The sequence below is a fragment of the Rhizobium sp. WYCCWR10014 genome, from assembly GCF_001657485.1.
Classification (GTDB): Bacteria; Pseudomonadota; Alphaproteobacteria; order Rhizobiales; family Rhizobiaceae; genus Rhizobium.
In genome coordinates this window covers 32,809-45,422 of the sequence record NZ_LXFU01000028.1, presented here as the reverse complement: position 1 = coordinate 45,422, position 12,614 = coordinate 32,809, and the positions used below count along the sequence as shown (strand labels likewise).

The window sequence follows — 12,614 nt, the reverse complement described above, 5'->3', positions numbered from 1 at the left end:
GTTCCCGATGGCCAAGCGTCCCGATACCAGGGTGATTGCTGCCGCCATCGCCCTCCTTGCTGGAACAGCGGGAGGATATGCGATCAGTGAGCTGGCGCGAACCGGTCATATCGCAGGCCTGGAAAAAGAGATCGTCCGACTGAAGGAGTCGGCCCAGCAACCGTTGCCCGTGGACGCTCCGAGTGACGAAGAGGCAAGTGCTGCAATCGCGAAGTCAGGCCCTTCAATCAGGATCTCGGAGTGCAAGCCGCGCGAGGCAATACCTGGCGTCACCTGTACCGGCATCATCACAACAACGTCAGGCACCTTTGCCGGCTCGGCGCAACCGGGCGTGCTTTCCTTTGGGAGGATCGACGGTGCCTGGGCGCAAATCCAGTAGTCGATAACGGAGGCGAATTATGAGACCGTTGGTGATTCTCGTCGCAACATTGATAGGTACAGCCCTTGGAACCCCGGTCGGCGGCGCAAAAGCCGAGGACGCCTCGTGGGGATGCCAGGTTCTGTTGTGTTCGGCATCAAAAAATCCGTCATGGCACGGCGTTGCCTATTGCGTTCCACCTATGACAAGGCTCATTGCCGCGATGAAGGACCCGGGATTTTCCTGGCCGATTTGCCATGAGGCTAAGGCCGGCAAGCCGGGGCGGGAAAACTACGAGGATTGCCCGGCCGGAACGACGGTCGGCTATAGCTCGCAAGGCGACGGTGGCTGGCGCGGCGAGCCCGACCAGTGCATCAAAACAGTCGATGTCTGCCGATCACCGATGGAGCGCAATGCCCACACGAGACAGTCAGGTATGACGATAGAGCGCAGTTTCGGCAACGGCCATGATGGCTGCATCCAGCAAGTTGCCACCCCGCGACCGCGGCGCGCTGATCCCTATTTCTTTGATATCCCGAATGACCAAGGCATGAAGGAAAGGTTCTGGTTTAACCTCGATCACTAGTCCGGGCCGATCCCACGCTATGAAGGAGAAAATCAGGTCGCGGTCTCGGGAGCTTTTTTCTTCCCACGGCGGGCTTTCAACGCTTCTATCAGAGAGAGATCGTCTTCGGTGACTCTGAGCAAATCCTCGATAATGACATTCCACTCCCGCTGCATCTTGTCGAGCGTCGACAGCTTGACGTCACGCATGCAGCGGGTCACTTGCGACATATAGGCCTCTGATACGCCGAGTTGTTCGGCCAGATCCTTGTTCGTTAGGCCGCGCTCGGCCTTCAATCGGCGCAGGCCGATTGCCAGCCTTTCTTGAAACGATAGTGCCTTCAACATCGAGACGCCCACTGCGTTGCCGGACTGATCGTCTTTCACACGCGACATGAAACGCCTTCCCTGGCGGAAGATGTGCTCGATACGGGACCAGCAAACGTATTATCCCGCCTACAGAGGGTACTGCCACAGCTGCTGGCCGGGGATTTGTTTGGTATTCTACTGCTCATCCAATGCCTGACGCCGGCTAGAGACCATGATGACCAAGCGTAAACCCTTTGTTGCCTATCTCTTGCATCCAAGCATTCACAACTTTGTTACACGTCTTACACCGCGACGATCACGCCCTGCAAGAGGATGGCAGAGCCTCCTCGGGTCACTGAGCCCCGTAGTTGGGGCACCGTCTTCAATTGGCACGAATCCTCATGGATAGTTCCCTCCATAGATCCGAACCCCTTGCCGTAGCTTGCCCGCCACTTATACTGCAGTTATATTTTTCGAGACTGGGTTCGAAGGAGGCACTCGATGACGTCGCTTAAAAAGCGTGGCTACCGATTTGACTTGCAGCGGCTATGTTTGGCGACCCTGGTTTTCGGATTTGTTTTCCTCCTCGCCTGCATCGTAATCCGAGACAGTCTCACGGTGGGCTACGCGATGATGATCCCGATCTATGCCTTCCTTTCGGCTGTGCTCGAAGGTTCGCGCATCGACAAAGGCAGGGCTTGGAACATCCGAGCTTGGGGAGAGACGATCATCGCCGCAAGCGCCGCCGCCGGTGTGGGATACCTCGGCTATCGGCTCTGGCTCCTCGGCTATTGAAGGTCTGGCATGCGGATCGTCGTTCGCAACAGTCCAGCGCATCCAGTTGCCGACCTGTCCGACCGAGAGGCAACCGCGTTGCGTGCCTGGTATGGCAACGCTGCATCCAAGGAAGATGAGGCTATTGCGCTTTCGGTCATCAAACGCGCCAAAGTGATGGACGGCTGGATTGAATGCGATTGCCTCGCCGCTGGCTTGCAGCCATTGCTCGCACCGATCCAACAGGAGCGTACATTTACGCTGCGACGACTGACCTCGAAGGAGGCGGACCCCCAACAAAATGAAGAGCGTCCAAACCATGCGCAGACATGCCCGTTCCATGTGGACAAGGACGCTGCTCCGCCTCTGTTCGACCGTCGCTATCAGATTCGCCCGCTGCCAAAATCCGAGCGCAGCTATATCGACGCCCTTCCGGCCATTCCCAACCGTCTTGCTGATATCTCGGAGGATGATCCCACCCGATCGAGGGAACGAAACGACCGTCCTTCCAGACTTGCGAGCATCCTGTGGCGGATGCTGGACAAGGCAGGCACGAATGTTATCCCTGCGCTGCAGGACAATCTCGAACTTGCACTAGGAGGTCAGCTCTCAGGGATACGTTCCGCCGCGCGGGAGCTCAGGGTGCTGCGGACCTGGACGCTCAACGCGCTGATGTCGACATGGGCCGCGGATTACTGGGATCCAGATAGTCGTTGGCAGCGATTGCTCTGGACCTCTCGTCCCGACTGGCCGGAGAGCCTTCGGCGAACCGGCTTTATGTTGCTGTTTGTCAAAACCGTGTCGGCGCAGGCGATCATGCCGGCATCGTCCTTGAGAAAGATCGATGTGCTCGGTACAGTCCGCCAGCCATTGCGTGGCGATCCCACACTCAGAGGTCCGTTCCTGACCTTGCTGAACGTCGATTTTCAGGACGATGACGAGGGACCCGTGCGGGCGATCCAGGCCTATGCGCAGCCGGTTTATAACGGCGACACGCTCTTTCCGGTGGAATCGGGATTCGAAAGAGACGTTTCGCATCTGTTGTTCTGGCTGCAGCAAGCTCTTTTCGACGCGGTACCGGACCTTCGCATCAAGATCACCAAGCCGCTGTTCGCATCAGAGACTCCCGCCGGTCTGTGCAGGCCGGACTTCATGTTAGAGGCAACATATGGAGGATCCATCTCGGTGACCCTCATTATCGAAGCCTTTGGGATGGAGACCGACGAATATCGAGAGGCGAAGGAAAGGACTTTGCCGCGCATGAAGCATCTCGGGCCGATCTTTGGGATTTCTCCCAAGGATCTCACTGAGGCGAAGGCCGCAGACACCGCCAGGCGGCTACAAGACTGGGTGATCGATCAGGTTCGTCGGCCTGGATACGACACTTCCCCGACATCCGATGACGACATCCTGACCTGAAGATCAATTTATGATCGCCGTTTTCCTCAGCGTTTGATTGGCCTTCACCGGACAGCGCTCAGTTCGACTCTCGCGGCATCGAGGAGCGCCTGTTGGATGATCACCAGTACCTCGGGTGGGCAAGTTCCGAACATGCGCGAGACGAGGTCGTCAGCCAGCTCTGTGATCGTGGGCGTCAACCTCGCCGGCGCCGACTTGTCGATCGCATCCTCACCATCGCCCTCCAGGTCAACTTCGGCTCCGATCGTTTGCCTTTCCATCTCGCGCTCCTTCACCATCAGCCAAAAGCCGGCGTCAGCCTTGGCGGCAGCGACAATTCGTTCGAGATGACCATTATTTGAAATATCGCCGTGTAAGAAATGTCGGATCTCACCCATGTATCGTTTTCCCTGGCGGATGGGGACGCAGTGTTGCGTCGTTGCGGGCGACGTCGCATCTACTCAGCATGCGCCTCGGACTCAGATTGCTCCCGATCCTCGCCCAGCGGATCCCGCACTAAGCTAGCGAACTGGCGCAGGTAGGCTCTCGAGCTGTCCTCCGTGAGCCGATCCGACAGGCTCTCTATCAAGAGCTCGACATCCGCGTTCAGCTCGACCGGCTCAAGCGCGTTCTCTTCGGCCTGCTGGAAGATCACCTCGTTCAACGCGGTAAGATCTGCCCCGAATACGTCTCTGACCTCCTGCCGCCGAAGAACAGTTGCAGCAGGCCGAGGGCCGCTTTGATCCGACGGACCATTGGCCTGTTTGGCTCGAACGCTCCGATGTGCCGGTGAGCCCGAATAGACATTGCGGCTGAGCTTCTCCTCGTCGATATCGAGACCGATGTCACTCTCGCGAGCGGCTCCAGGCGTTTTGGGTATGCCGCACTTTCGTTGCCCGCTCGCCGAATCCCCCTTTTGCTTGTCTCCCGACTGCTTCTTCTTTTCCGCCTGTACCTCCTCCTCCGCCACACCGGCCTCGCGCGTCTCGTCGAGATCCAGGCGATGACGCAGCTCGTCGAGCGAGGAAATGTAGACGTGGCGGACACCATCCTTGACGACGAAGCGCACGGCGTCGTTGTCAGTGCCTGTCGAGGCCGGGGCCGCCGCAGCGGACTTGCTGTCGTCGATCGTCCATTCAACCGGCTCAATGCAAGGCCTTTTCGCCGGCTTGAACTTCCGCACTTTCGAAAACATCCGCTCGCCGCCGGAATCGAGCTTCATGATGCGCATCAGCGGCATACCGGTGACCTGCAGGATCGCCTCTTCCGGCTTCATCATCATCAGCGTGTTGACGGGAAGAAGATCGACCGAGACCGGCACCTTCGAGATCGATCGCTGTCTTCGGCCGTGGCGATGCGAATAAGACGATTGTTCGACCCACTCCGTCGTTTTGCCAGCAGCCATCGAGACAGCGGTCGCATCTTCCTGGTTCTGGAAATTCATGAACAGCTTGATCGTCGAAGCGCCCATCAGGATCTTTTGGCCGGAGCGCTGGTACAGCCGCTCCAATTGGGCGCCGTCCTGGAGGATGAAGACGAACCGCACGCCATTCTTGCGGATCAGCGGGGCGAGCGTCAGCACCGTATCGATCCGGCCGCCATTGCCGAATTCGTCGAGCATCATCAGCACTTCATGCTCACGGTTGCGCAACGGTCCCATCTGCACGAGCTTGTCGGCCATCTGCTGGATGAACATCGAGATCAGCCGCTCATAGATCTGCATGGCGTTCCAGTCGGCCTGGATGTAGATCACCATCTTCCGCTTTCTGATGGTGCCGATCGGGATTGTGGTGATCGAGGTCAGCGCTTCCACCAGCGGGTTCTGCAGGAAATTGAGCTTGGCGACGATCTCCGCGGCGATCCCCTCCCCGAGCTTTTCATGGCGCCCGGCGAATTTGGTGAGCTGCATCCGGGTCTGGTCGGAGAGAACCGGCTCATAGTTTTCCAATAGCTGGATGATCGCCTTGCGCTCGTCCGACATCGAATTGAGAATGCGATAGAGCTCGCTGAGCGACTTGCGGGTGTCGGGGCATTCGAGCACGAAGCCGAGCATGGCCGTCAACAGGATCCTGGCGCTTTCCTCCCAGAAGTCGGAGGAATCCGATCGCAGACGTTCCGGCAGAAGCATTTGCGTAAGCTTCTGCAGGTCGGTAATCCGCTGGTTCGGCTCGTCACTGATCAGGTCGAGGGGATTGTAGCCGTCGGTGAACTTCGAGCCCGGAGCGAGCAGGAAGACCTCGTACCCCTTGTCCTTGAGATAACCGGAGGTCTCCTCGAAGAGCTCGCCGCTCATGTCGAGGACGACCTGCGATCCCTGAAAACTCATCATCGTCGGGATGACGAAGCCGCGCGATTTGCCCTGTCCCGGCGAACCGATGACCATGACGTGCTGATCGCCGTCGTTGCGCAGCAGCAATCCCTGCTTCAGTCCGAGAACGATGCCGTGCTTGTCGCGCAGCCGAAAATCGGCTGCGTCCTTCAAGGTTGCGAGGCGTGCCTTTCCCATGATCATCCGCTGGCGTTTCTGAATTGCCGCGCCGATCGGAAATCCGACGATGGCACCGGCGGCAGCGAGACCGGCGAGCGCGGCGAGCACCGTCTGCCGGGAGGGTTTTTGATAGGCGCCGGCTGCATCGATTGCGCCGAAAGGAGCCTGATACATCGCGGCCAGATGATTGCCGTAGTAGCTGGCAATCTCGGCATGCTCACCGGCCTTTGTGGCAACGAGATAAAAGGCCACGCCGTAGACGATGACGCCGGCATAGGCGGCGGCGAAGATGAGAGCCGTATGGGCGATCAGGCTGAACATCGACCGGACATGCAGCAGGTAGAGGATCTTGCGCGACAACGCCCTGCCGCCTTTCAGCATCCAGAGGCAAGCCAAGAAAAACAGGAACGGCAAGGCAACCACGAAGGCCAGCAGCGAAATTCCGACCGTGTTGCGGACATGGATGATAGACCAGGTATAGCGCACGGCGTCGATCCAGCGCGCTTGTGCGACATAGTCGAAGTAGGACGAAGATCCGAACGAGGTGATGTAGGCGTCGTAGATCAGCGTGAAGAAGGCGAGCCACAGGAGAACGATTCCGAGCAGTGCGATCGGCAAGGTGAACAACGATGCCCGCTGCAGGCCCGTCCATTTCGGGCGGTCAGTCTCGGTGTGCGTGGATACGCTTGCCATTTTCGTCCACCTCGTCGGCAAAGTAGATCTCGCTGACGCCGCGGCCGCCGGCGGCATCACTCTTCTTCAACTGGACCACGATCGGGATGATCGAGCGGATGTATCGAATGATGTCGTCGCGCTCCATGCGCACATTGCTGTTGAGTACCAGCGTCGACAGCCGGTTGAAGGCGTGGTGCGGCGAGTTTGCATGGATCGTCGACATTGAACCGGGATGCCCGGTATTGATCGCATTCAGGAAGTCGAAGGCCTCGTCGCCGCGCAGCTCGCCCATGAAGATCCGATCCGGTCTGAGACGGAGCGCCGTGGCCAGCAGATCGCCCATCGTCACCCTTGCCTCGCCCTGGCCACCCTTCGAGACCAGCAGCGAGACGACGTTTTCCTGTAGCGGCTCCAGCTCAGCCGTGTCCTGCATGAGGATGAACCGCTCATGGTTCGGAATGGCGGTGAGCATCGTATTCAGAAACGTCGTCTTGCCGGTGGAGGTGCCGCCCGAAATCAGCATGCTGCGGTGATTGATTGCCGCGAGCTCCAGGAAGGCGCGAACCTTGCCGGCCCGCAGCAGCCGCGACAGCTCGATATCGACGTCGTCGATATAGTCGTCTCCCGTCACCTTGGTGAAGCGGAACGCGCCAGCCTTCTCATAGTCGTTCAAATCGAACCGGCGGATGAATTGCTTGCGGATGGAGAAGGCGTGGCCCGTCGCGGAAGTCGGGTTCAGCACGAACTGCACGCGCTCGCCATTGACGAGCGTCGCCGATAGGAGCGGATGTTCAGCGTTGACCGTCTGCTTGGTGAACGAGGCGGCGCGCGATGCCATATGGCGGATTGATTCCTGGTCGAGGCCGTCGACTTGCTGCCTCATCATGCTGAGCTGGCCGATACGCTCGAGCCAGATCTCATTGCTGCGCTGGCAGGAAATCTCAACCACGCCGGGATCGTCGAGGAACGGTCGGATCGGCTCGATGGCCTCAGACAGAAAATGCTGCTCAGCAGAAATCGACGGGCGCGCGTTCATTTGCCAAGCTTCCTTCTGCGCAGTCTCTCAAACTCTTCGCGGACCGGATCCGGATAAAGCCCGGCGAAGTCGAGATCGCGTGTGACGAAGACATTGATGTCGGAGCCCTGAGGAATGTGGATCGTCGGCCGGATGTTGCGGCTGTCCTGGAAAGCTTCTGACGCCAGCTGCTGGATGCCGGACGCAATCGTCTCGGCAGCAATTTCGCGGGCACGATCCTGTGACGTGCTTCCATTATCCTGAGGAATGCTGGTCACCGTTCCATCCGTGTTGACGATCGTGATATTGCGGTCCTGCTTCTGGCCGAGCTGGGCGATGTACTGAGTGGCGCCACCAATCAACGTCATCATCGCCGGCGGCCCGAACCGTTCCCAATACTTGCGGTCGACGACACCCGTCATGCCCGAGCGCCCAAGCCGATCGGTGCCATAGGAGCCGAGCTGCACCGAAACGCCGTCTCCGCGGATCATCCGTGTCCAGACAATCAGGATCCGCTCCTGCCCCCGCTCGACCCCGGATTTATAATCGCCGATTAGGGACGAGCCTGCCGGTATGAGGATGCGCCGGCCGTCGAACGAATAGACGTCTTCCCGTACAATCCCCTTCACCATGCCGGCGAGGTCTGAATTGATCGCCGTCTCCAGCGTGCCGCGGATCATCGTGCCCTGCGGGATCCAGGCGTCCGTGCGGCGGTTCTCGGTTGCCACTGAAACGTCCACACCCTGCCCGCCCATCGCCTTCAGGAAAGCACGATCATTGTCGACCGCGCCGCCGCCGTTTGACGCTGCTGCCGTTTGCGCCCCGGACGAATCACTGGCGCCGAACAGTCCCGCACCCGTGACGTCGGTCGAGGCCCGTGCCGCGCCGTTCCTCTGATCCGATTGATCGAAGACCATGGCGGAAGAGCGAACACGCTCCAGCAGCTTGGCTTGCCGTGCGAGCTCGATGCAGCGGGGATTGTCCGGGTTCTTGCCTCTGGTGCAGTCGACCTCGGCCGGTGGCAAAACGGGAGCAGCCGCCGGAACGACGGGCGCTGGCGGCGGCGGAGGGGGTGGCGGCGGCGCTTCCGGAACGACGACCGTCGGCAAAGGAGGCGGGGCCGGCGTTCTGAACCCTTCGTTCCTGGGTGTCTGGACCGGACGGAACTCCTCGCGCGGCGTCGTGTCGATCGCCGGCTGCTGCTCGCCGCCGGCAAGCAGAAAATAAAGGACGACGCCGACGCCGGCGATGGCCGCGATAACCGCGATCGGCCGCATGAGACCAACGCTGCTCCTCCGGACCGGACCGCCAATGGCGCTGTCGGTGTCGAGCGAATGATAATTTGGATCCGACATGGCGCGCTTTCCTAGTGTTGAGCTTGTTGCGGGGGACCGCCGGCACCGATCCGCTTCGGCGCAACCGCACCTTCGATCGGCGCCGGAATATCGGCGGGAACAGTTCGCAGATTGAACAGGCAGGTCTCGTCCTCGGTGCCATAGCGCAGCGACCACTGCCGCGAGACGGTATCGATGACGATGTAATCGGCCTCGCGGCGGTAGTTCACGAGGCTCTCGCGGCGTTTCCGGTCGACGATGAAGATCGCCGGAATGTCGCCGGTGAATTTCATGAAGGTCTTCAATCCGTCGTCAAACACCCAGAGCGGCTTTGCCGCATCGCTTCCCTTGAAGCCATAGTCGTAGTTGACCTTGTCGCGACGGATGTTCTTGAGGTTCGGATTGCGCGCAGCATCCTGCGCCTGTTTCCAAAGCTCGGCAGTCCCCTTCAGCCCGGCATCTTCGGGATAGGTGAACTGCAGCTTGAAGGTCTGGTTCTGGATCGCCTTGCTGTCGTTGACCCGCAGATCAAAGGAGTAGGTCCGCCTGGTGGTCACAACGGAGAGATTGGTCGAAGCGTCCTTTTCCATTGGCTTCAAGGTCAGGGAACGCCGGTCGGCCGAGGTGAGGATCTGCCAGGAGACAGTGTCGCCGGCAACGACCTGGGTGATCTCTTCGTCCGTGCCGAAGAGGATCGTCGTCACCATCCCGTAGGTGCCGGTCACCAGGAAAACCTGTTCAGCCGAATAGGGTAGCGAGCGCACCCGAGGATCGACCCTTCCCGGACGTGCAACCAGTTCGGCATGACCGACCGTGGTTCCCAGCAGCAGTAAGAATGAGAGCGCCGCCATCCATTTCATCATTGGGCGGGCCCCGACGGCATGGTTTCCGGAACCCTCGCGTATTCAGTGACGACAAAGCCCAGCGGATTGTACAGACGAACCCGGTTGCTGGCGGGAAGATTGATCTGCCGGTAGCGCACCGTGGCAGACCAACGATTGACGACGTCGCCACCGCGCTGGCGCTCCCGCGTCTCAAATCGGACCGCCATGGTCGAGGCATTGAGAGGATTGACCGAGAGGATTTCCGGCTGGATGTCGCCGGTGGCACCAAGCGTCTTCACGGGCCCTCGTGGATTGCTTGGGTTCATCCACGCCTCATACTCCTTGAAGGCGTCCGAGTTCGGTTCCGACCAGAGCGCGATCATGTCGAAGTTATCCGAGAGATAGCGGGGGTCGTAGGTCTCGCGGCGGATGACGTAGTTGCCGACGAAGGAGGCTCGAACGGCCTGGATTTCCGAGACGCTCGACCGATCCTTGTCGAGCGTCGTCACCGTCTCCATGTAGCCGGTGTTCTTGTCCACGATCAGGGGTACGACCTCGGTGCGGACAAGCGGGAAGAGTTGTGCCACCGAAAATGAGAGTATCCCGGCGATAGCCCAGCCGGCCACCGCGAACACAAGCAGGATCAGACCGATCAAGGTCCGAAGCGAGCGGTTCTTTTCGCCCCAGGACAAGTGCCGGTCATAGATTTCCTGCGGCCCGGGGACATGATCGGTCGGCGCAGGTGTTGTCTGTCTTCTGAACAATGCCAAGTGTTGCCCTCGAATAACGGTGTCTCGTTCACTCGCTGTTGCGGCGGCGATTGGTCAGCATCCGGCCAAGCGCACCGACACCTGCCACACTACCGCGGCCGGCAAGTGCGGCCGCCGTCACGGCGCCTCTCGGTCCAGCCAGCATGCCAAGCGCGACGGCTCCCGCCTGCCCGGCCCTCGAATTGCTGGATGCGAGTGTTCTGCGCGCGGCGCTGTAACCGGTATCGAAACCGCCTCCACCCGGCACGCCCGAAATTGCCGTCCCGTAGGAAAAGGTTCTGGCGAAATCCGGCACCTGAAAAATGAAATAGGAGATCAGCGCCAGGTAAAGCACCATGGCGAGCACGATCGCCAGCGCATTTTCCTTGGTCGCCATGTCACCGTTGATGGTGTCCATCATGCCGATTAGAAAACCGAAGGACAGGCCGGCCATGATGTAGGTGAAGAGCAGCATGAACATGCCGTAGGCGACGCCCCTCACCCACGCGTCGAAGACAAATCGCGTGGTGCCGAAGAAGTGGCAGAGGATCGCGATCGGCCCGATCGCCAGCATGACGGCGGTGATCATCTTGGCAAACAGCGTGACGCCGGTGAGGATGAGCAGCATCGGCAGCAGACCGAACACCAGCACAATGAACACGACCACGGCGCCAGTAACATTCGGCAGCCATCCCGACTCGTAAGAATTGAAAAGCTGCATGGCGAAGTCGTAGACCTTGCGTGCCATGCTGGCGACCTGCTGGGCCAGATCGGAACCGGCCGACTGGCCGCCCATTGCCGAGGAAATAGCCGAACCGAGATCCTGTGGCGTCGACAGCACGAACTGGCCGATATTGTCGTAGAAGGTAGCCCAGGACATGACCAAGGCGTAAGCCAGCGCGATCTTGAAACCTGTCACCGCCATATCCTGGAGGGAGACAGCAGACAGTCCGAGTGCGCCCCAGAGGAAGTAGAGGATCAGGAAGATCGCCAGGATGGCTGAGACAAGATTGCTGTGTTGAGCAAACAGGCCCCAGGCCCGTTCAAGGGAGGCTTCGTTGATCTTGTCGAAATATCTGAGCGCATCGCCATAGAAATTGATCGCGTAGCTGACTGGATCCATGTCGCATCCTAATTGACAGGCCGCATCGGGCCGCAATCATCCGTGACGGCTCTCGCCAGCGCCTGTTCCGGCCGCGCTGGTTGCGGCGCTCTATCGTAGCCGAGCGCCGGCACCGGGTTTTCGTCGGCCGAGCATTTCGCCAGTTGTTCGTATTTGCCGCCGCAGCCAGTGAGGGCCGCGCAACAAAATGCCAGGATGAGGGTCAGCCTCACTGCTCCTGCTCCTGGAACGCCTTCAACTGATCTCGAACCGAGGCCCCCTGCTGCTCCCCGCCCCCATCACGCATCACGCTGTCGGGAAGGGGTGCGAAGGTCTTGAGGTTCTGCGACGAGGTGGCGAGCGCCGCCTTGTACTGCTGGTTTAAAAGCATGACCTGGTTGTTGAGGGAACCAACGGCCTCATTGGCGGTCTGATTGCCCTGCAGCACCATCTGGGTGTTTTGTTCGAGCGCACCCTTCAGATCCTGAGCCGTGCCGATCTTCTCGGTTGCCTGCATGAACGAGTTCTGCCGATCCTTGGTGGCGCTGTTCATCGCATCCGTCAGCGCCGTCATCGTCGTCAAGGCATTGACCCCTTGCGAATAGGCCTGGTTGGCGCCGGAGAGCTCTCCACCCTTGACGGTATCGACCACCATCTTCACCAGGTTGAGGCCGTTGATAAGTTTGGCGGCCGTATTCTGAAACTCACCGCTGATGCCGCCGAACACGGCTTGGTTTCCCGACAGGATCCTCCCGAAATCCGGCGCTTGCCCCATGCTGAAGCCATTGCCGGTCGCAAGCTTGGCAAACTGGCTGGCATCTTGACTGCGATCGCCGGTGATCGCCTGCAAGGTCTTCGTCGTGTTGTCCTTGACGACCGAGGTGTCCTGCTGGATCTCAGACGACAGTTTCTTGATGTCCTCACTGAGCGAGATGTTTTCCGAATCCTTGACCGGGACCTGCGCGTAAGCATGCGAGACGGCAACGATGCCAAGGGCTGCCGCGATGACAAATGTCTTCATGTG

General features: G+C 59.7%; 14 protein-coding genes. 4 read left to right on the top strand and 10 right to left on the bottom strand.

What is annotated here, in order from left to right; all coding sequences use genetic code 11:
* The first annotated feature begins 7 nt into the window (after positions 1-7).
* Both A6U98_RS08335 and A6U98_RS08330 read left to right on the top strand, forming a co-directional pair.
* Positions 8-379, top strand: coding sequence for a hypothetical protein (locus A6U98_RS08335; RefSeq protein WP_033182402.1), 372 nt, complete (start codon positions 8-10; stop codon positions 377-379).
* A gap of 19 nt (positions 380-398) precedes the next feature.
* Positions 399-944 (top strand): hypothetical protein, encoded by a 546-nt coding sequence (locus tag A6U98_RS08330; RefSeq protein WP_033182403.1) that lies wholly within the window; start codon positions 399-401, stop codon positions 942-944.
* Between the two features lie 32 nt (positions 945-976).
* On the opposite strand, the gene A6U98_RS08325 is transcribed toward A6U98_RS08330, so the two are convergent.
* On the bottom strand, positions 977-1,318 hold the full coding sequence (locus A6U98_RS08325; RefSeq protein ID WP_017969115.1) for a helix-turn-helix transcriptional regulator: 342 nt from the start codon (positions 1,316-1,318) through the stop codon (positions 977-979).
* Positions 1,319-1,732: 414 nt separating this feature from the next.
* Here A6U98_RS08325 and A6U98_RS08320 point away from each other — a divergent pair, with 414 nt between their 5' ends.
* Together A6U98_RS08320 and A6U98_RS08315 are read left to right on the top strand one after the other, a co-directional pair.
* On the top strand, positions 1,733-2,026 hold the full coding sequence (locus A6U98_RS08320) for a hypothetical protein (protein WP_029875125.1): 294 nt from the start codon (positions 1,733-1,735) through the stop codon (positions 2,024-2,026).
* Positions 2,027-2,035: 9 nt separating this feature from the next.
* Positions 2,036-3,424, top strand: a complete 1,389-nt coding sequence (locus A6U98_RS08315) for a hypothetical protein (protein ID WP_033182404.1) — start codon at positions 2,036-2,038, stop codon at positions 3,422-3,424.
* 44 nt (positions 3,425-3,468) lie between these two features.
* Here A6U98_RS08315 and A6U98_RS08310 read toward each other — a convergent pair whose 3' ends face one another.
* The 9 genes from A6U98_RS08310 to A6U98_RS08270 are packed head-to-tail and all read right to left on the bottom strand — an operon-like array spanning position 3,469 to position 12,611.
* Entirely contained in the window at positions 3,469-3,801 is a 333-nt protein-coding gene (locus tag A6U98_RS08310) for a hypothetical protein (protein WP_029875123.1), read from the bottom strand.
* Positions 3,802-3,860: 59 nt separating this feature from the next.
* Complete coding sequence (locus A6U98_RS08305; RefSeq protein ID WP_033182405.1) at positions 3,861-6,584, bottom strand: type IV secretory system conjugative DNA transfer family protein; 2,724 nt, start codon at positions 6,582-6,584, stop codon at positions 3,861-3,863.
* Complete coding sequence (virB11, locus tag A6U98_RS08300) at positions 6,553-7,602, bottom strand: P-type DNA transfer ATPase VirB11 (RefSeq protein WP_029875121.1); 1,050 nt, start codon at positions 7,600-7,602, stop codon at positions 6,553-6,555. The genes A6U98_RS08305 and virB11 overlap by 32 nt, the downstream gene beginning before the upstream one ends.
* Entirely contained in the window at positions 7,599-8,936 is a 1,338-nt protein-coding gene (gene virB10, locus A6U98_RS08295; RefSeq protein ID WP_029875120.1) for a type IV secretion system protein VirB10, read from the bottom strand. The genes virB11 and virB10 overlap by 4 nt, the downstream gene beginning before the upstream one ends.
* Before the next feature lie 11 nt (positions 8,937-8,947).
* Positions 8,948-9,766, bottom strand: a complete 819-nt coding sequence (locus A6U98_RS08290; RefSeq protein WP_245304492.1) for a TrbG/VirB9 family P-type conjugative transfer protein — start codon at positions 9,764-9,766, stop codon at positions 8,948-8,950.
* Positions 9,767-9,774: 8 nt separating this feature from the next.
* On the bottom strand, positions 9,775-10,509 hold the full coding sequence (locus A6U98_RS08285; protein ID WP_029875118.1) for a VirB8/TrbF family protein: 735 nt from the start codon (positions 10,507-10,509) through the stop codon (positions 9,775-9,777).
* Positions 10,510-10,537: 28 nt separating this feature from the next.
* Positions 10,538-11,611 (bottom strand): type IV secretion system protein, encoded by a 1,074-nt coding sequence (locus A6U98_RS08280; protein ID WP_033182406.1) that lies wholly within the window; start codon positions 11,609-11,611, stop codon positions 10,538-10,540.
* A gap of 8 nt (positions 11,612-11,619) precedes the next feature.
* Positions 11,620-11,823 carry a hypothetical protein gene (locus A6U98_RS08275; RefSeq protein WP_029875116.1) on the bottom strand — a complete coding sequence of 68 codons (204 nt, stop codon included), beginning with the start codon at positions 11,821-11,823 and terminating at the stop codon, positions 11,620-11,622.
* The gene (locus tag A6U98_RS08270) at positions 11,820-12,611 is read right to left on the bottom strand and encodes a hypothetical protein (protein ID WP_033182407.1); all 792 of its coding nucleotides are present in this window, start codon (positions 12,609-12,611) and stop codon (positions 11,820-11,822) included. The genes A6U98_RS08275 and A6U98_RS08270 overlap by 4 nt, the downstream gene beginning before the upstream one ends.
* Positions 12,612-12,614 lie beyond the last annotated feature (3 nt).

What these genes read in the sequence shown, in the direction of transcription:
- A6U98_RS08335 (WP_033182402.1), top strand. Translation starts at nt 8, where the DNA reads ATGGCCAAGCGTCCCGATACCAGGGTGATTGCTGCCGCCATCGCCCTC.
- A6U98_RS08330 (WP_033182403.1), top strand. Translation starts at nt 399, where the DNA reads ATGAGACCGTTGGTGATTCTCGTCGCAACATTGATAGGTACAGCCCTT.
- A6U98_RS08325 (WP_017969115.1), bottom strand. Translation starts at nt 1,318, where the DNA reads ATGTCGCGTGTGAAAGACGATCAGTCCGGCAACGCAGTGGGCGTCTCG.
- A6U98_RS08320 (WP_029875125.1), top strand. Translation starts at nt 1,733, where the DNA reads ATGACGTCGCTTAAAAAGCGTGGCTACCGATTTGACTTGCAGCGGCTA.
- A6U98_RS08315 (WP_033182404.1), top strand. Translation starts at nt 2,036, where the DNA reads ATGCGGATCGTCGTTCGCAACAGTCCAGCGCATCCAGTTGCCGACCTG.
- A6U98_RS08310 (WP_029875123.1), bottom strand. Translation starts at nt 3,801, where the DNA reads ATGGGTGAGATCCGACATTTCTTACACGGCGATATTTCAAATAATGGT.
- A6U98_RS08305 (WP_033182405.1), bottom strand. Translation starts at nt 6,584, where the DNA reads ATGGCAAGCGTATCCACGCACACCGAGACTGACCGCCCGAAATGGACG.
- virB11 (WP_029875121.1), bottom strand. Translation starts at nt 7,602, where the DNA reads ATGAACGCGCGCCCGTCGATTTCTGCTGAGCAGCATTTTCTGTCTGAG.
- virB10 (WP_029875120.1), bottom strand. Translation starts at nt 8,936, where the DNA reads ATGTCGGATCCAAATTATCATTCGCTCGACACCGACAGCGCCATTGGC.
- A6U98_RS08290 (WP_245304492.1), bottom strand. Translation starts at nt 9,766, where the DNA reads ATGGCGGCGCTCTCATTCTTACTGCTGCTGGGAACCACGGTCGGTCAT.
- A6U98_RS08280 (WP_033182406.1), bottom strand. Translation starts at nt 11,611, where the DNA reads ATGGATCCAGTCAGCTACGCGATCAATTTCTATGGCGATGCGCTCAGA.
- A6U98_RS08270 (WP_033182407.1), bottom strand. Translation starts at nt 12,611, where the DNA reads ATGAAGACATTTGTCATCGCGGCAGCCCTTGGCATCGTTGCCGTCTCG.